At 69.8% G+C, this 26,060-nt stretch carries 22 protein-coding genes; 16 read left to right on the top strand and 6 right to left on the bottom strand.

The genetic code is table 11. From position 1 onward, the window contains the following. Positions 1–39 precede the first annotated feature (39 nt). Genes fxsT through BLV57_RS25395 form a run of 4 tightly spaced genes read right to left on the bottom strand, consistent with a single transcriptional unit; the run spans position 40 to position 7,649 of the window. Positions 40–4,206 carry an FxSxx-COOH system tetratricopeptide repeat protein gene (gene fxsT, locus BLV57_RS25410; protein ID WP_091292754.1) on the bottom strand — a complete coding sequence of 1,389 codons (4,167 nt, stop codon included), beginning with the start codon at positions 4,204–4,206 and terminating at the stop codon, positions 40–42. Between the two features lie 3 nt (positions 4,207–4,209). Continuing rightward, complete coding sequence (locus tag BLV57_RS25405; protein ID WP_091292752.1) at positions 4,210–5,232, bottom strand: AAA family ATPase; 1,023 nt, start codon at positions 5,230–5,232, stop codon at positions 4,210–4,212. Then, the gene (locus BLV57_RS25400; protein ID WP_143047147.1) at positions 5,229–6,707 is read right to left on the bottom strand and encodes a VMAP-C domain-containing protein; all 1,479 of its coding nucleotides are present in this window, start codon (positions 6,705–6,707) and stop codon (positions 5,229–5,231) included. The genes BLV57_RS25405 and BLV57_RS25400 overlap by 4 nt, the downstream gene beginning before the upstream one ends. A gap of 36 nt (positions 6,708–6,743) precedes the next feature. Beyond that, positions 6,744–7,649, bottom strand: coding sequence for an effector-associated domain 2-containing protein (locus BLV57_RS25395; RefSeq protein ID WP_091292748.1), 906 nt, complete (start codon positions 7,647–7,649; stop codon positions 6,744–6,746). Positions 7,650–7,736: 87 nt separating this feature from the next. Here BLV57_RS25395 and BLV57_RS25390 point away from each other — a divergent pair, with 87 nt between their 5' ends. Next, the gene (locus tag BLV57_RS25390; RefSeq protein ID WP_091292746.1) at positions 7,737–8,414 is read left to right on the top strand and encodes a Crp/Fnr family transcriptional regulator; all 678 of its coding nucleotides are present in this window, start codon (positions 7,737–7,739) and stop codon (positions 8,412–8,414) included. Positions 8,415–8,486: 72 nt separating this feature from the next. Next, entirely contained in the window at positions 8,487–8,726 is a 240-nt protein-coding gene (locus tag BLV57_RS25385) for a hypothetical protein (protein WP_091292745.1), read from the top strand. Positions 8,727–9,030: 304 nt separating this feature from the next. Here the strand turns inward: BLV57_RS25385 and BLV57_RS25380 are convergent, their stop codons facing one another. Next, a complete protein-coding gene (locus tag BLV57_RS25380) occupies positions 9,031–11,526 on the bottom strand; it encodes a M14 family zinc carboxypeptidase (RefSeq protein WP_245757511.1) in 2,496 nt (831 codons plus the stop codon). A gap of 133 nt (positions 11,527–11,659) precedes the next feature. On the opposite strand from BLV57_RS25380, the gene BLV57_RS25375 reads away from it, so the two are divergent. The 13 genes from BLV57_RS25375 (at position 11,660) to BLV57_RS25320 (ending at position 23,637) form a co-directional block, all read left to right on the top strand. Then, positions 11,660–12,337 carry a DUF998 domain-containing protein gene (locus BLV57_RS25375; RefSeq protein ID WP_091292741.1) on the top strand — a complete coding sequence of 226 codons (678 nt, stop codon included), beginning with the start codon at positions 11,660–11,662 and terminating at the stop codon, positions 12,335–12,337. A 59-nt stretch (positions 12,338–12,396) separates the two neighbouring features. Beyond that, positions 12,397–13,158, top strand: coding sequence for a 3-oxoacyl-ACP reductase FabG (gene fabG, locus BLV57_RS25370; protein WP_091292739.1), 762 nt, complete (start codon positions 12,397–12,399; stop codon positions 13,156–13,158). A gap of 4 nt (positions 13,159–13,162) precedes the next feature. Further along, positions 13,163–13,615, top strand: coding sequence for a MaoC family dehydratase (locus tag BLV57_RS25365; protein WP_091292737.1), 453 nt, complete (start codon positions 13,163–13,165; stop codon positions 13,613–13,615). Between the two features lie 89 nt (positions 13,616–13,704). Continuing rightward, entirely contained in the window at positions 13,705–14,727 is a 1,023-nt protein-coding gene (locus BLV57_RS25360) for a phosphotransferase family protein (RefSeq protein WP_091292736.1), read from the top strand. Next, positions 14,728–15,951, top strand: a complete 1,224-nt coding sequence (locus BLV57_RS25355) for an acyl-CoA dehydrogenase family protein (protein ID WP_091292734.1) — start codon at positions 14,728–14,730, stop codon at positions 15,949–15,951. Continuing rightward, positions 15,948–17,141 (top strand): acyl-CoA dehydrogenase family protein, encoded by a 1,194-nt coding sequence (locus BLV57_RS25350; RefSeq protein ID WP_091292732.1) that lies wholly within the window; start codon positions 15,948–15,950, stop codon positions 17,139–17,141. The genes BLV57_RS25355 and BLV57_RS25350 overlap by 4 nt, the downstream gene beginning before the upstream one ends. Further along, complete coding sequence (locus tag BLV57_RS25345) at positions 17,138–18,244, top strand: acyl-CoA dehydrogenase family protein (protein ID WP_091292731.1); 1,107 nt, start codon at positions 17,138–17,140, stop codon at positions 18,242–18,244. Before BLV57_RS25350 ends, BLV57_RS25345 begins: the two co-directional genes overlap by 4 nt. 191 nt (positions 18,245–18,435) lie before the next feature. After that, on the top strand, positions 18,436–18,543 hold the full coding sequence (locus BLV57_RS42965) for a keywimysin-related RiPP (RefSeq protein ID WP_143047146.1): 108 nt from the start codon (positions 18,436–18,438) through the stop codon (positions 18,541–18,543). 21 nt (positions 18,544–18,564) lie between these two features. Beyond that, positions 18,565–20,409: a lasso peptide isopeptide bond-forming cyclase gene (locus BLV57_RS25340; protein ID WP_091292729.1), complete on the top strand. Its 1,845-nt coding sequence runs from the start codon at positions 18,565–18,567 to the stop codon at positions 20,407–20,409. Beyond that, entirely contained in the window at positions 20,406–20,666 is a 261-nt protein-coding gene (locus BLV57_RS25335) for a lasso peptide biosynthesis PqqD family chaperone (RefSeq protein ID WP_091292727.1), read from the top strand. Before BLV57_RS25340 ends, BLV57_RS25335 begins: the two co-directional genes overlap by 4 nt. Then, positions 20,663–21,091 (top strand): lasso peptide biosynthesis B2 protein, encoded by a 429-nt coding sequence (locus tag BLV57_RS25330; protein ID WP_091292725.1) that lies wholly within the window; start codon positions 20,663–20,665, stop codon positions 21,089–21,091. Before BLV57_RS25335 ends, BLV57_RS25330 begins: the two co-directional genes overlap by 4 nt. Beyond that, positions 21,088–22,854: an ABC transporter ATP-binding protein gene (locus BLV57_RS25325; protein WP_091292723.1), complete on the top strand. Its 1,767-nt coding sequence runs from the start codon at positions 21,088–21,090 to the stop codon at positions 22,852–22,854. Before BLV57_RS25330 ends, BLV57_RS25325 begins: the two co-directional genes overlap by 4 nt. A gap of 117 nt (positions 22,855–22,971) precedes the next feature. Further along, positions 22,972–23,637: a helix-turn-helix transcriptional regulator gene (locus BLV57_RS25320; RefSeq protein WP_176968801.1), complete on the top strand. Its 666-nt coding sequence runs from the start codon at positions 22,972–22,974 to the stop codon at positions 23,635–23,637. A gap of 122 nt (positions 23,638–23,759) precedes the next feature. Here BLV57_RS25320 and BLV57_RS25315 read toward each other — a convergent pair whose 3' ends face one another. Beyond that, positions 23,760–25,004, bottom strand: coding sequence for an SGNH/GDSL hydrolase family protein (locus BLV57_RS25315; protein ID WP_091292719.1), 1,245 nt, complete (start codon positions 25,002–25,004; stop codon positions 23,760–23,762). Positions 25,005–25,076: 72 nt separating this feature from the next. Between BLV57_RS25315 and BLV57_RS25310 the strand changes: the two genes are divergently transcribed. Continuing rightward, positions 25,077–26,054, top strand: a complete 978-nt coding sequence (locus tag BLV57_RS25310; protein ID WP_091292717.1) for a helix-turn-helix transcriptional regulator — start codon at positions 25,077–25,079, stop codon at positions 26,052–26,054. Positions 26,055–26,060 lie beyond the last annotated feature (6 nt).

Raw genomic sequence — 26,060 nt, 5'->3', positions numbered from 1 at the left:
GTGTTCCGGCCGGTTCTAACCGGCCAAAACACTCACGAGTCAGATCTGCATGGGGTCGATGTCGCAGTTGGCGCGGACGTTGACCGTGGCGTCGTTCGTCGCCGGGTGTTCGGCGCCCAGCACGGCGCGCAGCTTGTTCACCGCCTCCGCCTGCAGCTCGTCGGCTTCGGCGCGGCGGCCGAGGCCGCGCATGTCCAGCGCCAGGTTGACCAGCAGCGCGAGGGTCGACGGGTGGTTGGCGCCGAGTGTCCTCGTCGACCGCTCCCTGGTGTCGACGTCCAGCTCGTACGCGGCCTCCAGCTCACCGGCGGCCGCCTTGTCGCTGGCGAGGTTGGTCGCGCAGACCAGGGTGAACGGGTGGTCGTCGCCCAGCACCGTGCGCAGGTCGGTGAGCGCGGACTCGTTGAGCGCGCGCGCCGCGTCGAGTTCGCCGAGCAGGCGCAGGGTGACCGCGAGGTTCGTCGCGCCCGCGAGGCTGAACGGGTGCTTCGGGCCCCAGCTGGCCACGTACAGCTTGTTGATCTCCGTGCCGAGCTTGCGCGCGCCCTGCTTGTCACCGGCCTGGCGCAGGTCGATCGAGTAGTTCATCGCGGCGGACATGGCGTCGGGGTGGGTCACGCCGTACTTACGCCGGAAACCGTCGTAGGCCTCCTTCGACAGCCGCATGCCCTCCGCGTGGTCACCGGCCTTGCGCCGGGCCACCGCGAGGTTCTTGATCGCGCCCAGTGTCATGACGTGCTGCGGGCCGACCCGGGCCCGCAGCCGGTGGACGGTCTCCTCCTGCCGGTTGCGTGCGTCGCCGTACTGGCCGTTCTCCCGGAGATCGACCGACAGATTGTCGAGTGTCAGCAAGGTATTGCGGTGTTCCGGGCCGAGCACGTCACGCTTGCGCTCCCAGGTGTCCATGTCGAGACTCAGCGCCGCGCCGAAGTCGCCGACCAGGCGGAGGCTGAGCGCGTAGTTGTTGGCGGCGGCCAAGGTGTCGGGGTCGTCGTCGCCGAACCGGCTGCGCGCGCTCTCGTACGCGATCTTGTTGAGGTCACGGGCCGCGGCGAAGTCACCCTTCGCGCGCAGGTCCGAGGCGACGGAGTGCGCGGTGAGCAAGGTTTCCTCGTGGGCGGGGCCGAGTGTCTCGCGCATCAGGTCCAGCGTCCGCTCGGCGACCCGGCGCGCCTCGTCGAACCGGCCGACCGCGCGCAGCGAGCGGGCGTACCACCTCGACACCACGAGGGTGTCCTGGTGGGATTCGCCCAGTTTCTCCGTCCAGTACGTGACCATGTCCTCCGACATCGAGAGCGCGGCCTTCGGGTCGCCCGCGGCGAACAGGTAGACCACGACGTTGATCGCCATCCGGCGGACCCACTCGTCACTGCAGTCCATCGCCACGCACGCGCGCACATGCGGGCGGAGCTCGCCGTAGCGCTGCCAGTTCTCGATGTCGTTCGGGTCGTTCGGGTCGCTGTTGCTCAGCAGCAGATGCGCCGAGTGCCGGGTGCGTATCTGCTCGTCAGGGGTGAGCTTGTTGCGGAGCACGGTTTGCACCAGCCGGTGCAGGCCGATGGTGTTGCTGCGGTGGTCGATCTTGGCCAGGCTGTACCGGTTGATCTCGCGGATCGCCCTGCCCACCAGGATCGGGTCGCTCAGTATCTTTTCCAAAGCCTCGGACAGCGGGATGTTGCGCACGCCGTTGAACAGGGCGCGCGAGATCGGCTCCGGCGCGAAGAAAGCGCACACCTGGAGAAGCTCCAGCGCCCCGGGGTTTTCCTTGGCCAGCCTGTCCAGCGAGACGTTCCAAGCCGCTTCGACCGCGAGCGGGTAGTCGACCGGCGGATTCGACTGCAGCAGTTCGGTGCGCTTGTCCTCGAACAAACGCAAGTACTCCTCCGTCGACATCCCCGTTTCCGCGCGCCAGGCCGCGGCCTGCTCGACGGCCAGCGGGAGGTCACCGAGCACTTCGGCGAGCTGGTCGGCCTCGTCGTCGCTGAGGTCCGCGTTGCGGCGTTGCAGCAGTTCCCGGCTCTCCTCGCGCTGGAAAACCTCGACCTCGATCGGGCTCGCCGCCTTCGACCATTGCGCGTTGCGCGAGGTCACCAGGATGTGCCCGAGTCCCGACGGGAAGAAGCCGCGCACGTCCTCGGGCCGGTCGGCGTTGTCGAACACCAGCAGCCAGCGGCCATACGGCTCACCGAGCCGCAACGTCTCGAGCACCGCGGGGACGGCGGTGTCGGCGGACTGTTCCACCGGCAGCTTCAGCTTCTTGGCCAGCTGGACCAGCGAGTTGCGGATGTCCGGCGGGTTCTCGGCCGAAATCCACCAGACCAGGTCGTAGTCGGCGGCGTAGCGGTACACGTACTCGACGGCGATCTGCGTTTTCCCGATTCCGCCCAAACCGTGAAGCGCGCCAGGCAGGACCGCGGTCGGCGTCGAATCGGAAAGTCGATCACGCAAAGAGCGCAGCAGTTCCGCGCGGCCGGTGAAATTGACATTGCGCAGCGGCACGCCGCCCCACACGTTCGGCTGGTCGCTCGACCGGAAATGTGAAACCTGCTCGGAACTCGTCGCCGTCAAAGCCGCGTCCCCTGTCGTTCTGAATCGGTTAAGACCTTCGGTTGGACCGGGCGAAGATACCGCACCGCCTTCGTGCTTTTCATTCGCATCTGCGGCTTCGGCGTTACTTGATTCCCGGTATGCGTCCAAGGCTTCACCCAATCGACTGGCCCTGCGCCCGTATGGCCCGGACAGTGCTGTCAGAACGTCACGTTGAACAGTCAAGAACGGCTCACTATCAGAGGACACCACCGGCTGGGTGGCCTTGTCGGGGTCCTCCACCACGTGCCGCTGATTGCGGACCGATTCGATCTTCGGCCCCAATACATCCCCCACGACCCTCAATACCCGGGCGGTATCGGAACGCGAGGCCGTGGCCAGCAATTGCGGCCGCAGCCCGGGGTGAAAATCGTATTCCACGCTCATACCGCCCGATTTTCGGTTGCTGACCCGAAACAACAACCGGCTCAGCAAGATCTCCGCGAGCTGCGCCTGCCCCGATTCCGGCGCCAGCGTGTCCTGCACCGCTTTCATCACGCCGATCGTCAACGGCGCCGCGGCCAGCAGCCCGGCCAGCCGGAAAGCTCCCGGGGTGGCGGTCGTGCGGAAACGCAGCAACCGCCGCGACGGCGAAAGCTCTTCCGCGCCAAGCGGTTCCTCCGGCTCGGCGGGCGGCGGCGCGAGCACCGGCAGCCGCAGGCGCGCGGACGACTCGCCGGTCATCAGCTCCGCCCAGCGGGTGAACCAGCGTGGCTCGAGCGCCAGCACCGGCACCTGCACAGGGCCTTTGACCGGGCCACGGGACGGCGGCCGCACCAGGCTCGGCAGCACCCGCATCCCCGTCCACGACCACAGTTCCGGCGGCAGCACGTTCACCACCGCGACCGGTGAGGACCGGCGCCACCGCACGAGCAGCTCGCGCACGGCGCCGGTGCGCCAGCACTCGCCGACGCCGTCGGTGAGCACCACGATGATCCGCCGCCCGGTCGGATCGACCAGCTGGCCGGGATCATGCCGGTGCGCGCCGCCGCCGCCGCGAACGGCGAGCCGCCGCGCGTCGGTGTCCATCAGCACCTGGCGCACGTCGCGGAAAGCGCCTTGGCGTTCGAGCAGCGTCCGGAACTCGAACGCCGTCCGCCGCCAGATCCGCATCGACGCGCTGTCGTCGACGACGAGCACCACGTCGTGCGGATGCTCCTGCGCCGGCACGCGCGCGGGCAGCCACAGTCCCGTTTCCGCCGCCCGGATCGCGGTCGCCTCCTCGTCGACGGTCGTCCGGGTCGCCGACGGCTCGGTCCGCATCATCGGCCGCAACGCGCGCGCGATCTTCAGCTCCTGCGGCAAACCCGACCGCTGCGGCCAGCGCGTGCCTTCCCGCACCACGGCGCCCTGGGTGTGAGCAGGCGTTTCGATGGCCACGACGCCATTTCCGCTTGCGGCGGGCTCCTCGGCGTCCCAAGACTCCAGGCGCGGCAGCGATTCCGGCGGCGGCCCCGGCGGCGTGAACTCGGCGGGCGCGGGGAGGTCCGGCAGCGCGCGCGCTTCGGCGGCGTGGCGCGCACGCTCCGCCTCGCCGATCCTGTCCGCCAGCCAGAGCGCGTCGGCGATTTCCGACGGTTCGAGGCGATCGGCGGTCAGGCGCTCATGCCGGTCCGTCATCCGCTAGTCCGTTTCCGCGGCCCCCAGCCGCTGCCACAGCGCATCGCGCAGCAGGTCCCACTTTTCATCTTGCTGGAAGGCGCCCGAAGTGGCGAGGAAAACCGCGTTGAGCAACTGATCCGCCGCCAGGCCGCCTTCCCGCGCGCTGCGGTCGACGAAGGCGCGGACGAGTTCCGTTCCGTGCTGCACCTCGGTGCCGGGAAAATGCGCGGAGACCATGGTGACGAGCTGCTCGATACCCGGCGCGTGCATGTCGAGGCGCAGGCACCGGCGCAGGAACGCAGGCGGGAATTCGCGCTCCCCGTTGCTGGTCACGACGATGATCGGGAACGCGCGGCAGCGGACGCGGCCTTCGCGCACGGTGGCCCGCTCGCCCCGGTCGGCGGTGAAGACGCTGACCTCCGGCTCGGTCGCCGCCACCCGCACCAGCGGCGGCACGTCGTATTCACCGTCCTCGAAAATGTTGAGCAGATCGTTCGGCAAATCGATGTCGGACTTGTCAAGTTCATCGATCAGCAAAACGCGCGGCTGTTCGTAAGGCAGCAACGCCGTGCCCAGCGGGCCCAATTGCACGAAGTCGCCGATGCCCGCCTCGCCGGAACCGCCCGCCGCCGCCTGGACGCGGCCGATCGCGTCGTACTCCCACAGCCCGTCCCGCGCGGCGCTGCGGCTGGTGATCGGCCAGCGCAGCACCGGCCCGAGCCGCAGTTCCCGCGCGATCTTGTACGCCAGGCTGGATTTCCCGGTGCCGGGACGGCCGGTGACGAGCAGCGGCCGCCGCAGGTAAATGGCGGCGTTGACCATGTTCAGCTCGTCCTGCGTCGCCTTGATGCCACTCACCCGCGAGGCGACGCCGAGCCTGCGGTGGAACTCGCCGTCGTGCTCGGCGGGCGCCGGCAGCGCCGGGCCGCCGTCGAAGCTGCGCCAGCCGGGCGGCGCGGGCAGGACGGCCGACAGGTCGCGTTCGGCACGCGGCAGGCCGGTTCCCTCATAGATCCACCACGCCGGCTTCTGATCGCCGCTCACGACGCCGTCCCCTCCTCGTGCGGAGCCTCCGGTGGGTCCAGCGGCTCGACGGTGCGCTCCGGGTCGTCCCACAGCACGGTGACCCGGTTCCCGACATGACTGCGCGGGCGGGCCGACTGGCTCGCCCTGCTGCGCAACCGGCGCGCCTGTTCGGGCAGCGCGCCCAGGTCCTCCTGCATCTCGCGGACGGCGGCCTCGAACGCGGACCTCGGCCCGTCCGCGCGCGACCACACCATCACCGGGATGCCCGTGCGCAGCCCGACGAGCACCTCGCTCAGCTCGGAGTCGGCAGGCCGCGTCCGCAGCACCAGCGAGAGCACGTCACGCTCGATCGCGAGCCTCGCCTCGAGACCGGTCAGCTGACGTGGTTTCGCCGCCTCGCTCCACAGCCAATGGTCGGTCATCTCCGCGCCAGGGCGCATCTCCTTGAGCAGCGACCATCGCCGCCGCCATTCGCGATGCCAGCGCGGTGCGCGCGCCCGGTCGAGACTGCGGACCACCACTTGGTACGAAAGGCCCATCGGGCGCGGCAGCCCGCTGCCGGACTCGAGATCCCATTGGTCCACCGGCAGATTGAGCAGTTCGAACGGCAGCAGGAATTCGACGCGCACATTCGCCGCGTCCTGCGCCCAGCCCGTCTCGGCCTCCGCGATCAGCTCGGCCACGTGGCGCCGGATCGCGTCCATGTCGCCCGCGAAACCGTCACCGCGCAACGGATGCCAGCCGCCGAGATCGACCTGGCGCCAATGGGTGAGCGTGTAACGGTCGGCGTCGAGCAGGTCGCGTTCCATCCTGATCACCAGATAGGCCATCAGGTCGCCGCCGCGCGGCACCGGTTCCGCGTGCTCGATCCGCAGCGCGCGCATCTTCTCGGTGATGCCGATCCGGTTGGCCTGCCGGTCGTTCCATTCGCGCAGCTGCTCGCACCGCTGATCGCCGAGATGCCGCGCGAGGTACTCGACGAACACCAGCAGCGGCGGCACGCCGTCCGGGCGGGCGTTGACCTGTTCGAGGAACGCCAGCGCCTCCTCCGGCCGCTGGTGGTCGATCGCCAGTTCCGCCGCGACCGGGCCGACCGCCGCGTGCACGAAGTCGACCAGCCGGTCCTCGGACATCCCCGAGATCAGGCCGAGCAGTTCGTCGCGCGCGCGTTCGGGCACGAGATCGAGCGCGGACATGTCGTCGAGCGCCTGGCACGCGCGGCGCACCGCGGGCGAGCCGGGTTCGACGTCGTTGAGCACCTTGGCCAGCATCCCGAGCGCGCGGGGATGCTGGCGTTTGCAGGCGACGAGGATGTGGAACAGGTGCAGCCGGGTCGCGTTCGATTCGGGCACCTGCAACGCGAAGCCGAGATGATCGTCGAGCAGGTCGAGGCAGAGCCGCCGCCCGCCGGGATCGCGCAGCACCGGCACCTGCTCGAGGGTGTCGACGAGCACGCGCCAGCCGTGCCGGTCCGGCCCGACTCCCACTGCCACGACCCCTCCAGCTGTTCGGCGGACTCTTGGGATATCTCAGTGGTTCCCGTTGGACAACCGTCTGCGTGCGACATCCACCAGACGGCGTACCGCGGGCGTGTCCCCTTCGAGACCTCGCACCGCCGTCACGAGTTCGGCGAGGCCGTCGTCGTGCCCCTCACAGGTCCGGACCATCGCGATCACGTGCAGCCTGGCGCGCGAGTGATAGGGGACGGTGGCGCGGATGCCGGGCCGCAGCGCGTCGAGCAGCTCGCGGCGTCCCGCTTCGTCCGCGATGAACGGGACGGCGAGAAGTGCTTCCACCACGTCGAAAAGTCCATTGACCGGAAGCGGTTCCGGCTCGTCCTCGTCCGGGACGGTCGTGCCGGGAACGCGAAGCCAGGCACGGACCTCGGTCTGCTTGACCGAAACGTCGATCTCACGATAGGCGTCGGGGTACGCGCCGGGTTCGTGCCGGACGACATCTTCGAAAAAGCCTTCCGAAGCGACGATCGCGAGCATTGCGCCGGTGACGCGCAAAGCCGACTTCGCGCGGGGCGCGTCGACGAGACGGCAGGCGAGATTGAGTGCCGGACTGACAAGCCCGTTCTCGTTTTCGTGAATCTCGCCCGCGTGTAAGGCGACCCTTAGCTGAAAACGCGCTTCCTCGGCGTGTTTCGCATTGTGCCGCCGCAGTCCCGCGTGCAGCCGTTCCGGCAGCCGCTCGGCCAGCAGCAGCTTGGGGTATTCGGGCCTGACCAGTATGATCGCGCCGTCGCCGCGATCTTCGGCGCGTGCCTCCTTCCAATGGACGGCGGCCTCGTCGAACGCCGTGCGGAGAATGTCGTAAAGGCCTTCGTGGATCGCGCGCTGATGGAAACCGGTGCGCGCCGGGTCGGTGAACTTCGCGATGTCGACGACGACAATCGTGCGATACTGGTTATCACTTTCGAAAAGCAACATCCCTCCCCGCCTCAGGGGATAACTCTAGTCTCGCAGGCGGGTGATCACAGTTGTGCGAACCGCACCGGTCTCGCAGTCTTAGTACCCATGGAGGGTGCGGACCGGTTCTGGGCGAGGCTCGGGCCCGCGGAACGAGGCGCGATCGAGCGGATAGCCACCCGCCGCACCTTCGCGACCGGTGAATTCCTGTGCCGGCAGGGCGAGTCGGCGAGCAATGTGGTGATCGTGCTGTCCGGGCACGTCAAAGTGGTCACCTCGAGCGCGGGCGAGGCCGACGGCCGCGAGGTGGTCGTCGCCGTGCGCAGCACCGGCGACGTCATCGGCGAGATGGCCGCGATGGAGAACGGCGTCCGCTCGGCGACCGTCGAGGCGCTCGACACGGTCGAGGTGCTGACCATGTCCGGGCCGCGCTTCGTCACCCTGTGCCAGAAGGAGCCGAAACTCAGCTGGACGTTGTCGGTGGTGCTGGCGGGACGCCTGCGCGACGTGGGCATCAAGTGGGTGGACTACGGCGGGGGCGGCACCACCATGAGCCGGGTGGTCGCGCTGCTGCTGGAGATGGCCGTCCAGCACGGCAGGCACACCGTCCACGGTATCGAGATCGACACCCCGGCCACCCAGCAGGAGCTGGCGTCGACGGCCGCGACCTCGCGCGAGTCGTGGGGCAGGGTTTTGCGTGAGCTCCGGGCAAAAGGCCTGATCAGCACCGGCAGGCGCAAGGTCACCATCCACCGTTTGGCGGAACTTCAGCGCCTCGCGCGCTGAGTGTGTCAGGTGACGCAGACCTGGCCCCCTCCTCGCGGTTTCCTGGAACCCGAAACCTCGAGGAGGGGACCTATGGAACCGTTTCTCCCCGCTCCACAACCGGTCCGCTGGCGCCGGGGCGTCTACGCCGCCAGCCTGGTCATCCCGTTCACCTGCGTGCAGATCTGGGCGGTACTGGTGCTGCTGAGCATGGCGCACCTCGACGGGATGGTCGCCTTCGCGATGCTGCTCACCATCTTCGGCTCGGCCGTCGCCGTCTACTCGGGCTGGCGCTGGGCGGTGCGCCTCGGCAGCGAGCGCGAAGAAAGGTAGCCGGTCAAAAGCCAAGAACGGGCCCGTGTACCCGAGGGGGGTACACGGTCCCGTTCTTTGGTAGCAGGGGTCGTGAGCGTTCCGGCCGGTTCTGGCGGCGCGAGTGGAAGGTTTGCTCCGTTAGATGCAGAAATCCTTCCACTCACTCGGGCTCGTCCACCCTGGGCACGTGACAAGGGCCGCCCTTGCAACGCTCTGGGTGACAAGGGCCACCCTTGTCACCCAGATCTCTGTCCTTTGTGGACCAAGCCGAGATAAAGCGGGCTTTATCCCGCGGAGTAAAGCCCGCTTTATCCCGGTCCGGCTAGCGGATGCCGCGCTCCTTGCTCACGCGGGCCGAGCGGGTGCAGACCTCGCCGACATCGACCGTCTGGCCGCGGTCGACGTAGACGTCGGCGATACCCACGAGCTTGCCGCTGCGCGACGTGCAGGTGAGCTGGTACGCCTCCTTCGGCCCGTAGGTCGGCGGGACCGGTGAGGCGAACGAGACGTCGCCGGTCCAGTCGTCCGTCTTGGCCGGGTCGGCCTGCGCGTAGTTGACCAGCACGGCCTTGTAGTCACCCGCGGGCGGGTCGAACAGGACCGCGTGCTCCGAGGTGGTGCCGCCGTTGGCCGACGAGCTCACCAGGTTGCCCGCCGCGTCGTAGACGTACAGGTCCCAGTCGGTGTCCGGGCTCGCCCAGTTGACGTTGACCGAGAACTTGCCGTTGTCCACCTTGGGCAGCCCGTCCACGTGGAAGTTGAAGCTTTCCACGTTGGGGTCATTCGGGTAGTCCGTGTTGATCGGCGGGACACCGGCCGGGTTGGTGACCGCGAAACCGGTCTGCGCCGGGCCCTGCGGGTCGCGGCCGTAGCGGCCTGCCACGTACGGGCGGGTCGACGGGTTGACGGCCCACGCGAAGCGGCCACCGGTGGAGGTGAACTTCGAGTCGAGCGTGTCCTTGACGTAGATCGGCGGCTTCGTCGAACCGTCCGGCTGGACGATCGGCGAGGTCGGCGTCTGGAACGTCTTGTGCAGCTTGAGCTCGTAGCCCTTCGGCGCCGAACCGATCAGCGTCGAGTGCGCCGACGGGTCGGCCGCGTTGGACAGCATGTCCACGAACGCCTGGCGGTTACCGCCCTTGCCCGCGCCCGCCGCGGGCGCGACACCGGTGTACTCGGCGACGACACCCTGCTGGAACGGCGGGTGGAACTCGACGTTGCCGATCTCGAAGGTGAAGCCGAAACCGCCGGTGGCGAAGTAGGACCAGTCCTCGGTGCTGCCGGTGGTGTCGTACAGCGCCCACGACGGCTGGCTCTTGTACCCGTTGCGCGAGGCCATCTTGTCACCGAGCGCCTTGTACACGGGCTCGTCGAGCGGCGGGCGGACGTCGGCGACGCCCGGCACGCGCAGCACCAGGTTCGAGAAGGTGTGCAGCGTGATCAGGTTGGTCACCTGGCGGCTGGACACGATCGAGCGCACGTTCTGCGTCTCGGGCTCGCTGAACGGGCCCGCGCCGCGGAAGGTGTCACTGCGCCACAGCGTGGAAGCACCCGCGCCGCCCCAGAAGCCCGCGTAGTTGCGGTTCGGGTCGGTGCCGCGCTCACGGCCGCCGGGGTTCGCCTTGCAGACACCGGTCGAGAACTCCTTCGGGGAGTCGGCGACGTTGCAGTTCTTGCGCTTCATCTCGTAGTCGAAGCGGGTGAAGTCACCCTTCGGCTCGGCCTCGCGGGAGATCTCGAAGCCGTCCGGGTTCACGATCGGGACGACGATGTTGCGCGTCTTGCCGACCAGGCCCTTGATCTCGGCGTTGTTGTTCCGGTAGCCGTTGATCAGTTCGTACGCCCACTCCATCGCGTGCTCACCGGCAGGCCACTCACGGGCGTGGTGCACACCCATCAGGAACTCGACCGGCTTGCCGTCGGTGATGTTCGCGACGTCGGTCGCGATCTCGATGCCGACGACGTCCCGGCCTTCCCACGTCGGGTTCGGCAGGGTGAAGGCGTTGACCAGGCCCGGGTTCTTGCGGGCCAGTTCCTTGATCTCGTACTGGTAGTCGTAGAGGTGGCGGTAGCTCGTGCGCCCGGACGGCAGCGTGGAGCCCGCGGACTTCGCGGCGGCCTCACGGTCGGACTGCGCGTTGGCGACGGACTTCGCCGACAGGTCGGGTTCGATCACGGTCGACTTGAAACCGTTGTCCGCCAACGTCTTCCGGTCGGCGTCGTTGGCGAGGATCACGTCGACGCTGGTGGCGTCGGCCTTCTCGGTGACGTCCAGCCCGGTGCGGATCAGCCGGTCTTTGTCCTTTTTGGCCGGTGTCTCGACCCGGACCATCTCGGCGCGCTGTGCCGCGGGCGGGGCGCCGGTCGGCGTGCCCTGCGGGGTGAGCGCGAGGAAGTCGATGCCCAGCACGGCGGTGCGCGCGGTGCCGGAGTACCGGCAAGCCTGCACGACGAGCTGCTGGCCCTTCTTCACGAAACTCTCGGCGAGCTCGTGCGTGCGCAGCGCGGCGGAAGCCGCGACCACCGCACCGGTCGCCTTGTCGAACACGGCGATGTCCCAGTCCCCCTCGGGACCGTTGGACGGCTTCAGCCTGGCCTGGACCAGACCGTCCACGGTGGACGTCACTTCACGCTGGTCGGCCCCGCTGGCGTTCCTGCCCAGCACAGAGCCGAAACACGACCGCGTCACCGAGCGGTCGGCGCGCACCACGTTGTCCGCGGCGTTCGCCGTCGACGACGGCAGCGCGACGACGAGACCCGCCAGGGACACGGCCGCCGCCGTGAACCCCAGCTGCCTGCGTCTTGGTGATTTCCCCACAGCCTGACCTCCTTGAACCTGGCCGACGTGACCTCGCGCACGCCAGCCTGGCGACATTAGCCGGAGAGCGGGTGCGGGACCACCGCCACAAGTCGCAGTCCCTTCCACTCACCGGCGCTACCCTGGAAAACCTATGATTCGTCAAGTCGCGAAACGCGCTTCGGTGTTACCCCTGCTCGGACTTTTCGCGGGCGCGGTAATCGTTCTGCTACTGCAAGTGCTGCCGCCGTCCAACGCGATCAGCCCGATCCGGCGCACCATCAGCGAGTACGCGCTCGGTCCCAACAAATGGCTTTTCGACACCGCGGTCGTCGTGATAGCGCTCGCCTCGGCCGCCGGTTTCGCCGGTTTGATCCGGGCGCGAAGACTGCCTTCGCGTTCGGCCGCCACCGTCTTCAGTGGACTGTGGGTCGGCGCGCTGCTGCTGATCATCATCTTCCCGAAGCACAACTGGGCGGTCGGCCCGAGCGCGGGCGGCACCGTCCACCGCGTTGCGAGCGTCGTCGCCTTCGTGTGCCTGCCGATCGCCGTGCTGCTGGCCGCGCGGACCGTCTTCCCGCGCTCCCCCGGCAGGCGGCGGCTCTCGCAGGCGCTCGCCGTCGGCGCGCTGCTCTGGTTCGCGGTCATCCTCGGCGCCATCGCCTACTCCGCGACCGGCGCCGGGCCGTGGTGGACACTCATCCCGCTCGGCCTGGTCGAACGGCTGATGGCACTGACCGGCCTGCTCGCGATCGGGACCTTGATAGCGCCCATTCGGCTGGATATGACCCACACCACAGTCACGCCAGGCGAGCTGACGGTACCTTCCTAAGCGACCGCTCAGCATGTCTACTGGGTGAACAGATTCTCTCAACGATGAGGAGGTCCGCTGTGACCGAGTCCCCCTCCCGCGTCGCGATCGTCACGGGCGCCGGCCGCGGCATCGGCTCGGCGGTGGCGAAAAAGCTCGCCGCCGACGGATTCGCCGTCGGGCTGCTCGACCTCGACGAGGCCGGGGTCAAGCAGGGCGCCGAGGACATCCAGGCCGCGGGCGGCCGGGCCGCGGCCGCCACGCTGGACGTCAGCGACGCCGAGCAGGTCGAAGCGGCGGTCACCAAGATCGCCGAGGAGCTCGGCGCGCCGACCGTGCTGATCAACAACGCCGGCATCACGCGCGACGCGATGCTGTTCAAGATGACCGATCTCGAGTGGGATTCCGTCATCAACGTGCACCTGCGCGGCTCGTTCCTGATGACCCGCGCGGTCCAGAAGTACATGACCGCCGAGAAGTGGGGCCGGATCGTCAACCTGTCCAGCACCTCGGCGCTGGGCAACCGCGGCCAGGTCAACTACTCCGCCGCCAAGGCCGGTCTGCAGGGCTTCACCAAGACCCTCGCGATCGAGCTGGGCAAGTTCGGCGTCACCGCCAACGCGATCGCGCCGGGGTTCATCGCCACCGACATGACCGCGGCGACCGCCGAGCGCGTCGGCATGACCTTCGAGGACTTCAAGGCCGCCGCCGCGTCGCAGATCCCCGTGCAGCGCGTCGGGACCCCCGACGACATCGCGAACCTCGCGTCGTTCCTGGTCAGCGAGGGCGCCGGGTTCATCTCCGGCCAGGTCATCTATGTCGCCGGCGGACCGAAGGACTGAGCCCATGCGCGTGTTCTCTGACATCGAAGAGTTCTCCTCGATGGTCGGCGAGTCGCTCGGCCACAGCGAATGGCACACGATCACCCAGGAGCGGGTGCAGCTGTTCGCCGACGCGACCGACGACCACCAGTGGATCCACCTGGACCAGGAGAAGGCCGCGGCGGGCCCGTTCGGCGGGACCATCGCGCACGGCTACCTGACCCTGTCGCTGATCCCGATGTTCGCCAAGGACCTCTACTCGGTCGACGGGCTGAAGATGGGCATCAACTACGGGCTCAACAAGGTCCGCTTCCCGCAGCCGGTCCGCGTCGGCTCGAAGGTCCGCGCGGGCGCCGAGCTGATCGAGCTGACCGACGTGCCCGGCGGCAAGCAGGCGGTCGTGCGCTGGACGATCGAGATCGACGGCGAGGCCAAGCCCGCGTGCGTGGCCGAGACCGTCGCCCGCCTGATCGTCTGACCAGCGGAAACCCGAACGATCTAGTGTCGCCCTGTACGACATACCGACCAGTCGGTACCCTACGGTCTGTACCGGCTTAGGAGGGGCAGATGAGCGAAACCGACCCGCCGGGTCTGGATCTGGGCAAGCTGCGCGCGTACCTCGGCGCGCACCGCCCGGGACTCGCCGAGGGTGAGCTCGGCGCGGAGGTCGTGCAGGGCGGCAAGTCCAACCTCACCTACATCGTGACGGACGGGTCGTCGCGCTGGGTGGTGCGCCGCCCGCCGCTCGGGCACGTGCTGCCCACCGCGCACGACATGACGCGCGAGTTCAAGGTGATCTCGGGCCTGCACCCGACGAACGTGCCGGTGCCCGAGGCGTTGCTGCTGTGCGAGGACAAAGACGTGCTGGGCGCGCCGTTCTACGTCATGGAGTTCGTCGAGGGCACGCCGTACCGCACGGCCGCCGAGCTCGAGGCGCTCGGCGCCGGCCGGACGCGGGCGATCGCGGACGCGCTGGTCGACACGCTCGTCGACCTGCACGCCGTCGACCCGGCTTCGGTCGGGCTCGGCGAGTTCGGGCGCCCGGAAGGGTTCCTGGAGCGGCAGCTGCGGCGCTGGAAGAAGCAGCTCGACGGCTCGCGCAGCCGCGACCTGCCCGGCATCGAGCTGCTGCACGAGCGGCTCGCGAAGGCGATCCCGGTCTCGGGGACCCCGTCGATCGTCCACGGCGACTACCGGCTCGACAACGCGCTCGTCGCGGGTGACCGGGTCACCGCGGTGCTGGACTGGGAGATGTCCACGCTCGGCGACCCGCTGACCGACCTCGCGCTGATGGTGGCCTACGCCGAGCGCAGCGCGATCAACCTGGACTTCGTGTCCGACGCGACGTCGGCGCCCGGCTATCCGAGCACCGACGAGGTGGTCGCCCGGTACGCGGCGCGCTCGGGCCGTGACGTCTCCGCGCTCAACTGGTACGTGGGCTTCGCGTTCTTCAAGCTCGCGGTGATCTTGGAAGGCATCTACTTCCGCTTCAGCAAGGGCCAGACCGTCGGTGCCGGGTTCGAAGGCGTCGGAGCCGGCGTCGTCCCGCTGGTGACGCACGGCAACGACATTCTCAAAGAGGAGAAGTAAATGGATTTCGCCTACGACGCCAAGACCGAGGAGCTGCGGGCGCAGCTCCTCGAGTTCATGGATTCCCATGTGTATCCGGCGGAAGCCGTTTTCGAGGAGCAGCTCGCCGCGCGCTCGGACGAGTGGGCCACGGTCCAGATCACCGAGGACCTCAAGGCCGAAGCCCGCAAACGCGGGCTGTGGAACTTCTTCCTCCCGGGTGAGCACGGTGGCGGCCTGACGAACCTGCAGTACGCGCCGCTCGCGGAGATCACCGGCATGAGCCCTCGTCTCGCGCCGACCGCGCTGAACTGCGCCGCGCCGGACACTGGCAACATGGAAGTGCTGTCCATGTTCGGCAACGAGCAGCAGCGCAAGCAGTGGCTGCAACCGTTGCTGGAAGGTGAGATCCGGTCCGCCTTCGCGATGACCGAGCCGGACGTCGCCTCGTCGGACGCGCGCAACATCGCGACCAGCATCCGCAAGGACGGCGACGAGTACGTCATCAACGGCCGCAAGTGGTTCATCTCGGGTGCGATGAACCCGAACTGCCAGATCTTCATCGTGATGGGCAAGACCGACCCGGAAGCCGCGCCGCACAAGCAGCAGAGCATGATCCTGGTCCCCCGCGGCACGCCCGGCATGACCGTCAAGCGCGGCATGCACGTGTTCGGCTACACCGACGGCGACCACGGCGGGCACGCCGAAGTCGTCTTCGAGGACTGCCGCGTCCCGGCGGAGAACCTCATCGCGGGTGAGGGCGACGGGTTCGCCATCGCGCAGGCGCGGCTCGGCCCCGGCCGCATCCACCACTGCATGCGCCTGATCGGCATGGCCGAGCGCGCGCTGGAACTGATGTGCCGCAGGACTTTGTCGCGCGAGACGTTCGGCAAGCCGATCGCCGAGCAGGGCGTGGTGCAGGACTGGATCGCCGAGGCGCGCGTCAAGATCGAGCTGCAGCGCCTGCTGGTGCTCAAGACCGCGTGGCTGATGGACGTCAAGGGCAACCAGGGCGCGCACACCGAGATCCAGGCGATCAAGATCTCGACCCCGGCCACCGTCGAGTGGATCCTCGACAAGGCCATCCAGGCGCACGGCGCCGGCGGCGTCAGCCAGGACTTCCCGCTGGCCGAGCTGTGGTCCGGCGCGCGCATGCTGCGCATCGCCGACGGCCCCGACGAGGTGCACAAGCGCTCGCTGGCGCACCGCGAACTCAAGAAGTACCGCACGGAAGGCAAGCGATGACCGCGACAGCAGTCGACGCCGAGACGGTGCGCGGGCTCGTCCGCGACCTGCTCACGGCACACGACCCGAAGACCACCGAGCGTTCCGCGTTCCTGCACGCGCGGTTCGACGCGGGCCTGGCCTGGGTCCACTTCCCCGTCGGACTCGGCGGGCTCGACGCGCCGCGCGCGTTGCAGTCCATTGTGGACGCCGAGCTGAAAGCGGCAGGCGCGCCGGACAACAACCCGCGCCGCATCGGCATCGGCCTCGGCATGGCCGCGCCGACCGTGCTGCGCTTCGGCACCCAGGAGCAGCGCGAGCGCTTCCTGCGTCCACTGTGGACCGGCGAAGAGGTCTGGTGCCAGCTGTTCTCCGAGCCCGGCGCGGGTTCGGACCTGGCGGCACTGGGCACCCGCGCGGTGCGCGACGGCGACGACTGGGTCGTCACCGGCCAGAAGGTGTGGACCTCGGGCGCGCACGCGGCCCGGTTCGCCATCCTGGTCACCCGCACCGACCCGGACGTGCCGAAGCACCAGGGCATGACGTACTTCATCTGCGACATGCACGCGCCCGGTGTCGAGGTGCGGCCGCTGCGCCAGATCACCGGCGAGGCCGAGTTCAACGAGGTCTACCTGACCGAGGTGCGCATCCCCGACGCGCACCGGCTCGGCGAGGTCGGCGAGGGCTGGAAGGTCGCGCAGACCACGCTCATGAACGAGCGCGTCGCCATCGGCGGCATGGAGATCCCGCGTGAGGGCGGGCTGATCGCGCCGGTCGCGCAGACCTGGCGCGACCGTCCCGAACTGCGCACGCCCGAGCTGCACGACCGGCTTCTCAAGCTGTGGGTCGAGGGTGAAACGCTGCGCCTCGTGGGCACGCGCCTGCGCCAGCAGCTCGCCGCCGGCGCGCCAGGGCCCGAGGGCTCGGTCGCGAAGCTCGCGTTCTCGGAGCTGAACCAGGCCGTCTCCGGGCTGGAAATCGAGCTGATGGGCGAAGAAGGCCTCACCTACGACGACTGGACGATGCGCCGTCCGGAGAAGGTCGACTTCGCGGGCCGCGGCCCCGGCTACCGCTATCTCCGCGCGAAGGGCAACTCCATCGAGGGCGGCACCTCGGAGGTGCTGCGCAACATCATCGCCGAACGCGTGCTGGGCTTGCCGTCGGAACCGCGCGTCGACAAGGACGTGGCCTGGAAGGACCTCCCCCGATGACCGACCTGCTGTATTCCGAAGTCGAAGAGGACCTCCGCGCCTCCGTCCGCGACCTGCTCAAGGCCCAGGCCGAGCCCGCCGCGGTGCTCGCCAGGACCGAGACGGCCGAGCCGTACGACCTGAAGCTGTGGCGCACGCTCGCCGCCGACCTCGGCGTCGCGGGCCTCGCGATCCCCGAGGAGCTCGGCGGGCACGGCGCGTCGGCCCGCGAGGTCGCTGTGGTGCTGGAGGAGCTCGGGCGCAGCGTCGCGCCCGTCCCGTTCCTCGGCAGCGCGGTGCTTGCGACCTCGGCGCTGCTGGGCGCGGATACGTCGTCTTCTGTCGTCGCGGAGTTGTTGGGGCGCTTGGCTTCCGGCGACCTGATCGCCGCGCTGGCCATCCCGCTGACGACGGCGCCGGGCGGGGACTTCCCGTCGACGGTGTCCGTGGCCACCGACGGCACGCTGACCGGCCGCGTCACCACTGTCGCCGACGCCTCGGCGGCCGAGGTCATCCTGGTGCCCGCGGTCGGCGCCGACGGCCCCGCGCTGTACGCCGTCGAGGCTTCGGCCGTGTCCGTCACCCAGCTGACCTCACTGGACCTGACCCGCCGTCTGTCCACTGTGGAGCTTTCGGGCGCCGCAGGGCGGCTGGTGCCTGGTTCCGCCGAGGCGGCCGTGCAGCACGCGCTGACCACAGCGGCCGGGTTGCTGGCCTCCGAGCAGCTCGGCGTGGCCGAGTGGTGTCTGAACGAGACGGTGGCGTACCTCAAGACGCGCTACCAGTTCGGCCGCCCGGTCGGGTCCTTCCAGGCCTTGAAGCACCGCCTGGCGGACCTGTACCTGGCCGTGGTCAACGCCCGCGCCGCCGCCCGCTACGCGGCCGACTCGCTCGCCACGGCGAGCGAGGACGTCCACGTCGCGGTCGCCGTCGCACAGGCACGCTGCTCCCCCATCGCGGTGAAGGCGGCCGAGGAGGCCATCCAGCTGCACGGTGGCATCGGCATGACGTGGGAGCACCCGGCCCACCTCTACCTCAAGCGCGCCAAGAGCGACGAACTCGCGCTCGGCACGGCGGGCCGTCACCGCGCCGCACTGGCCGGGCTGATCAACCTCCCCGCGTAAACAGTCGTGAGTGGTATGGCCGGTTCTAACCGGCCATACCACTCACGACCCGCTCGCAGTTCGGCTGCCGCTTGTGGCAGTTGCCGGTTCCGGAAGCCTCGTTCGCTGGGGATGCGGCACCCCTCTTGTTACGTTCGGTCACGGCGCGTGCACGCCCAGACCGAATGGACATCAAGCGAGAGGTGAGTGCCATGAAGGAATACGAGACCCCCATGCTGATCGAAGCCGGCGAGTTCGACGAGGTCACCGGCCTGCTCGGCTTCTCGGGCAACGACCGGCTGATCCTGAGCAAGAACTGACCGCGCTGACCGTCGACGCGGATGCGTCAAGTCGGTGACACGCTGGGTCACGGCGAGGAGTACTTCGTGGTCTTTCCCGACCACGAAGCCACGCTCGCCGTGGCCCCGCGGTTCTGCGCGCCAGGGTCCCGGACGCTCGCCCACGCGTCGGGACGGCCGTGGCTGACCGGCCGGTGGCGAGACGACGGCATCGTCGTCGCCTCGGCCGGCCGGACCAGGCTGGCGGTGATCGGCTGCTGCCCGGTCACCGAAAAGGAGCTGACCACCGAGGCCGCGCGGCTGCGTGACGTCGCGGGGCTCGACGGGCTGGCGGCGAGATTGCCCGGCAGTTTCCACTTGGTGGCTTCGGTGGACGGGCACTGCCGGGTGCAGGGCACCGCGTCGGGGCTGCGGCTGGTCCACCACACCAGGATCGGCGACGTGGTGGTCGCGGCCGATCGCGCCGACCTCCTCGCCCACGCGGCGGACGCTGAACTCGACGAGCGGATGCTCGCCGTCCGCCTGCTGTTCCCGGTGCCGCATCCGTTGCTGCACAAGCCGATGTGGCGCGGGGTGCACGGAATCGAACCGGGCGGCGCGCTGGTGCTCTCACCGGACGGCCGTACCGCCCGCACGGTGCGGTGGTGGCGGCCCCCGCGCCCGGAACGCTCGCTCGCCGAGGGGGCGCCGCTGGTGCGGGAGGCCCTCACCGCGGCGGTGGACGCGCGCACGGCGTCCGGTGGAGTGGTCGCCTGCGACCTGTCCGGCGGCCTGGACTCGACCTCGGTGACCTTCCTCGCCGCGCGGGGTCCGGCGAAGGTGGTCGCGAGCACCTGGCCGGGGCTCGACCCGGCCGACGACGACCTCGCGTGGGCGGCACGCGCGGCGGCGCACCTGCCCGAGGTCGAGCACGTGGTGTGGGACGTGTCGGCGTCGCCGCTGGTCTACGCGGGCCTGCTCGGCATCGACGATCCGCTCGACGAGCCGACCATCGGCATGATGGACAGGGCCAGGCTGCTGAGCGACTTGGCCCCGCTGGCCGCCAAGGGCAGCCGGGTCCGGCTGACCGGCATCGGCGGCGATCACGTCGCCTGGTGCTCCGAGGCGCACTACCACGCGCTATTGCGGCGCCGTCCGCTGTTCGCGCTCGGCGGGCTGCGCGGCTTCCGCGCGTTGTTCACCTGGCCGCTCGGCGGCATGGCCCGCGCGCTGGCCGATTCCCGGCCGTACCACCGCTGGCTCGCCGACGCCGCGGCCGAGGTCGGCGCGCCGAAAGCAGCGTCGGTCACCACGGCACTGGGCTGGGGTGCTCCGCCCCGGTTGTTCGACTGGGCGACGCGGGAAGCGAAGGAACTCGCGACCGCGGCGCTGCTGGACGCGGCGAGGACGGCGGAGCCGCTCGGCGCGACCAGGGGCGAGCACGCCGATCTGGAGCAGATCCTGTCCTGCACGCGGATCATCCGGCAGTGGGAGCAGATGAGCGCGCGTGCCGGGCTGCCGATCCAGTCGCCCTTCCTCGACGACCGGGTGATCGAGGCGTGCCTGTCGATCAGGCCGGACGAGCGCGTGACGCCGTGGGCGTACAAGCCGGTGCTCACCGAGGCCATGCGCGGCGTGGTGCCTGCCGAGTGCCTGGCCAGGACCAGCAAGGCACAGGCGTCGATGGACGCCGCGGCGGGGCTGCGGGCCGTCCGGGGCGACCTGCGCGAGCTGTGGACCGGCTCGCGGCTGGCCGAGCTCGGCCTCGTCGACCGGAATCGCTTGTGTGCCTTGGCATCGCGGCCCGAAACACCGGAACTGCGCGACGCCATCCTGTATCCCACCATCGGCTGCGAGGTCTGGCTGCGCACGCTCTCGAAGCCATCGCTCTCTCTGGAGGAGAAATGAGCCTCGCGCTCCGCTCCAACGTGTCCATTGTGGACACCGAGTACGGGTCAGTGCTGCTCGACGAGCGCAAGGGCCGCTATTTCCAGCTCAACCCGAGTGGCCGGATCGTGGTGCGGGCACTGCTCGACGGCGGTGACCCCGAGCAGGCGGCCGGCGCGCTGATCGAGGAGTACGACGTATCCCGGGAACGTGCCGAGCAGGACGTGACCGCGCTGCTGGACGGGCTGCGCGCGGCGGGCCTGGTGACGTCGTCATGACCACCCCGAGCGCGCTCAGCAGGCCCCGGTCCGTGCCGTTCGCGCGCCGGGCGGCCGCGCGGCTCGCGGTCGCGCTGGCCAGGCTCGTCGCGCTGCTGCCGCCGCACCGGATCCGGCAGGTCTTCGGCGTGCTCCGCCACGGCGCCAGGCCTGCCACCCACGAGCAGGCGGAGACCGCGCGGGAGGCGGTGCTCGCGGTCAGCCTCGCCTGTCTCGGCCCGAAAGGCTGCCTGCCCAGGTCGCTCGCCGTCGTGCTGCTGTGCAGGCTCCGCGGGACCTGGCCGACCTGGTGCGCCGGTGTCCGGGTGCGGCCGCCGTTCGGCGCGCACGCCTGGGTCGAGGTCGACGGGCAGCCGGTCGGCGAAGGGGTGCCCGCCGGGTATTTCGCCAAGCTCGTCGCCGTCGAGCCTGCCAGGGCCCGATGAGTGATCGGGCGGGTTTCCGGGACCTGCTGCGGCTGACCGCGGGCCATCGCGGGACGCTGACGCTGGCCATCGCGCTCACCGTGTCCGCGTCGGGGCTGGGCATGCTCCAGCCGCTGCTGGTCCGGCACGGGATCGACTCGGTGGGCACGGCGCCGCTCTCCTGGTGGTTCGTCGCGGGGATAGCAGGCCTCTTCCTCGTCCAGGCCGCGGTGGACGGGCTCGGCCTGTTCCTGCTGGAGCGGTCGGGGGAACGCGTGGTGCTGGGTGTGCGCCGTCGGCTGATCGCGCGGCTGCTGCGGCTGCGGCTGCCCGCGTACGAGGACCACCGGCTCGGCGACCTGATCTCCCGGCTCAGCGTCGACACCACCGTGCTGCGTGACGTGGTGTCGACCGCGTCGGTCCAGCTCGTCGCGGGCGGACTGACCGGGCTGGGCACGGCGGTGCTGATGCTGCTGCTCGACCCCGTGCTGTTCGGCATGGTGGCGGCGACCGTGTCGGTCGCCGCCGTCGTGGTGATCGCGCTGCTCGGCAGGCTGCGCACGGCGGGCGAGCTGACCCAGCGCGGCGTCGGCGAGATGACCGCGGACCTCGAGCGCGCGCTGGGCGCGATCCGGATGGTGCGCGCGAACCGGGCCGAGGCACGGGAGGAAAGGCGGATCGGCGAGCGGGCCGAGTCGGCGTTCGCCGCCGGCGTGCGCGCGGCCAGGCTGACCTCGGTGATGACGCCAGCGGTCGAACTGGCCATCCGCGGCTCGCTGCTGCTGGTGCTGCTCGTCGGCGGGGCGCGGGTGGCCGCGGACGCGACCTCGCTGGGCGCGCTGGTGGCGTTCCTGCTGTACGCGACCTACCTGGTGGTGCCGCTCATCTCCCTGCTGCAGGGAATCGGGCTCGTCCAGCGCGGCATGGGCGCGCTGCAGCGGGTGCACGAGGCGTCCCTGCTGCCCGTCGAAAACGAGGCACCGGCCCGCTCACCGGTACTTTCACGGCGCTGCGCGCCGGTGCTGGAATTTCGCGACGTCCGGTTTTCCTATGGGAACAGGCCGGTGCTGGACGGCGTTTCGTTCCGGATCGAACCACGTACGAGCGTGGCACTGGTCGGAAAATCGGGTGCGGGCAAGTCGACAATTTTCTCACTGGCCGAGCACTTTTATCAGCCCCTTTCCGGCACGATCATGCTGAATGGCGTCGACCTGACCGGAATGTCGCTCGCCGACTGCCGTTCCCGGCTGGCACTGGTCGACCAGAACGTGCCGGTGCTGCATGGCACGCTCCGCGAAAACCTCGTCTACGCGGTGCCGGACGCCGGCGCCGAAGAACTCGCGCGCGTGCTGGAGACGGTCAACCTCACCGAACTCGTCAGCGGCCTGCCGGACGGGCTGGCCACCCAGGTCGGCGAACGCGGGAACATGCTGTCCGGAGGCGAACGGCAGCGCGTCGCCATCGCCAGGGCCCTCCTGACCCGGCCTGAGCTGCTACTACTCGACGAGCCGACCGCGCATCTCGACCAGATCAACGAGCACGCGCTGACCACCGCGCTGGAGCGGGCAGGCCGGGAATGCGCGCTGCTGGTCATCGCGCACCGGCTGGCCACCGTACGCCGGGCCGACCGGATACTGGTGCTCGACGAGGGCAGGGTCGCCGCGGAGGGCACCCACGACGAACTCACCGCCACCTGTCCGCTGTACCGGCGGCTGGTCGAGAGCCAGCTGACCGGCGACGGGCTTACCGAGAGTTTGCCGGCCGAAGCCGCCACCGCCGGATAAGCCCCGATTGCGGGCATCCCATCCCCCGGACGGCCCTGGCGCATCCACCGATCGCTATTGAGAATGGATCGCTGAGATGTCAAATAAGCTATTCGAATGGCCGGTGGTGGTTTCGCAATGCTCAACGACCGACTGGCCGATGGCCAATTACCGCGGACCATGGAATTCGTGGAGGTGCTGCCAGGTCGTTCCGAAGTGCTCGGGCGTATCGACCGATTATGTGAAACGGCCAAAGTCGTGTGCGGAATTCTTTCCAACGGCGGCCGGGCGGGCACCCACGATCCGGCGCTGCTGGAGTCGATGTTCCTCGGCTCGGGACGCAGGCGGCTGGTGGTCGACTCGCGGCTCGCGGCCGGGGAACTGGTGCGGCAGCACGAAAAAGGGCGGCAGACCGAGATCAAGGTGTACGACGGAGTGCTGCGGCACATGCTGATCTTCGACGCCCGGCACGCGGTCGTGCCGCTCGACGAGGTGAGCCTGGACGCAGGCGCGCTCGTGCTGCGCCCGCCGGTGGCCGGACCCTGCGGTCAGTTCTTCGAGGTGCTCTGGGCGGAGTCGCGGCCGCTCGGCGACGCTCCCGGACACGGCGTCCACCTCTCGGGACGGCAGTCGCAGGTCGCGGACCTGCTGGTGGCGGGAGCGACGGACCACCAGGTCGCCAACCGGCTGGGGATGAGCAGCAGGACGGTGCGCACGATCGTGTCCGAGCTGCACGACCGGTTCGGCACCACCTCACGGATGGCGCTGGGCTTCCGCCTCGGCCGCGTGGCCGGGCGTGCCTAATCCCGGCTCTTGAGCGCTCCGGCCACCGAAAGCACAGAGGGGTCGTGAGTGTTTTCGCCGGTTAGAACCGGCCGGAACACTCACGACCCCCATGCCCAAGCCGAGCCGGCGAGCACGACCGCTTACAGGCGCCCGAGGTCCACGGCGGCGGCCATGGCCTGGTAGCCCGCGTCGTTGGGATGCAGGGCGTCCCCGCTGTCGTAGACCGGGTTGATCTTGTCGGCATCGGCCGGGTCGGCGGTGGCACGTTCCAGGTCGATGACCGAGTCGTACTCACCGCTGGTGCGGATCCAGGCGTTGACCTCGTCGCGCACCTTCTCCCCCGCCTCTGTGAAGAACATCGAGCCCTTGTACGGCAGGAGCGTCGCGCCGATCATGCGGACACCCGCCCGATGGCCTGCCTTGATCAGCGCGCGGTGGCCGTCGATCAGCTGCCGCGCGGTGATCACCGGATTCGGCAGGAAGCATTCGAAGTCCGCGCCACCGGACTGGATGTCGTTGATCCCCTCCAGCACGATGACCGTCCGCACCCCGGGCTGATCCAGCGCGTCCCGCTGGAACCGCGTGGTCGCCTTCTCCCCGAAGCAGGCCGAGTCGTTCAGCACCCGGTTGCCGCCGATGCCCGCGTTGGCCACCCCGACCGGCCGCCGCGCCGCCGCCAGCCGCTCGGCCAGCTCGTCGGGATACCGGTTGTCCGCGTCCTGGGTCGCGCCGGCGCCGTCGGTGATCGAGTCACCGAACGCCACCACGCTGTGCGGCCGCGCGGCGCCCAGCACGTCCACCCCGGCCAGGTAGTACCAGGACGACGTGGTCTCCCCGAACGCGCCGGCGCCTCGGTCGAACCGGTGATCACCGGCCGCCCGGTAACTCGTCGCCGTCGCGAAGGCATGGAACGTCGCGGGCCCGGTCGGCTCGGCGAAGTAGAACGTCACCGCCAGCCGGTCCAGCGGCCCCACCGGCAGGAGCACCGGATCACTCAGCCATTCCTTCCCCGGCGCGAACACGCCCGAGGCGGCATGCCCGAACGTCACCGGCCGCAGCGTGCCGGGCTGCACCTCGGCACCCGCACCCGCCTTGCCGACCGTGGCCCCGGCCAGCCGCACCGGCGCCTTGTTGTACGCCGTCGACAGCCGCAACCGCACCGCGGCGCCGCCGGTGGACACCCTGACCACCTGCCGCACCGACTGGTCCGCGAAGCCCGCCTCCGACCAGTTGGGCCCGAGCAGCCCCGCCACCGGCGCCTGCACCGACGCCGACCAGCTCGCCGCCCACCCGATCCGGCCATCGGCGCCCGCCGGGCTCGCCACCCCCGCGACGAGCGACGCCGCCGCGGCCAGCACACCTAAAGTCTTCCACCCAGTTCTCATGGCACCGACCCTAGAGAACCCCACCGACACTTTCGCGGGAGTTTCGCGGACCGGCGGTGATATACCCGCACTATGCGCGCGTCCCGGCTGGTCTCACTGCTGCTGCTGCTCCAGGCCCGTGGCCGGATGACCGCGCGTCAGCTGGCCGCCGAGCTCGAGGTGTCGGTCCGCACCATCTACCGCGACGTCGACTCGCTGCACGCCGCCGGGATCCCGCTCTACGGCGACGCCGGGCACGCCGGTGGCTACCAGCTGCTCGACGGCTACCGGACCAGGCTCACCGGCCTCACCGCCGAGGAGGCGGATTCCCTCTTCCTCACCGGGCTGCCCGGCCCCGCCGCCGAGCTCGGACTCGGCAACGCGGTCGCCGCGTCCAGGCTCAAACTCACCGCCGCCCTGCCGCCCGAGCTGCGCGCCCGCGCCGGGCGGCTGCAGGAGCGCTTCCATCTCGACGCACCCAACTGGTACCACGACGGTGACAGCACCCCGCATCTCGAAGCCGCCGCGGGCGCCGTCTGGGACGCGCGGCGCGTGCGCGTGCTCTACCACCGCTGGAAAGCACCGCAAGACGTCGTGCGCGTCCTGGATCCATACGGCCTCGTGCTCAAGGCGGGCCGCTGGTACCTCGTCGCCGCGAGCAAGGGAAGCCCGCGCACGTACCGGGTCTCGCAGATACTCGAACTCGAAGTGCTCGGCGAAACCTTCGAGCGGACCGAAAACTTCGACCTCGCCGCATACTGGCAGTCCTCGCTGGCCGACTTCGACGCGCGACGACTCCAGGCCGAAGCCGTCATCCGGCTCTCGCCGTTCTCGATGGAACGCTTGCCGGACATGATGAACTCGGCGGCCGTGAAGTCCATTGAGGACACCGCGAGCGCGCCGGACGCGGACGGCTGGGTGCGCGCGACCGTGCCGATCGAGTCGGCCGAGCACGCGCTCGCCGACTTCCTCCGCTTCGGCGCGGGACTCGAGGTGCTCGAACCACCCGAGCTCCGCCGGAAACTGGCCGAGACGGCCGCCGCGCTCGCCGCCACCTACCTCGGGTCGTGACCGTTC

The sequence above is a fragment of the Amycolatopsis xylanica genome (assembly GCF_900107045.1).
Taxonomy (GTDB): Bacteria; Actinomycetota; Actinomycetes; order Mycobacteriales; family Pseudonocardiaceae; genus Amycolatopsis; species Amycolatopsis xylanica.
This window is presented reverse-complemented; position numbering and strand designations above follow the sequence as displayed.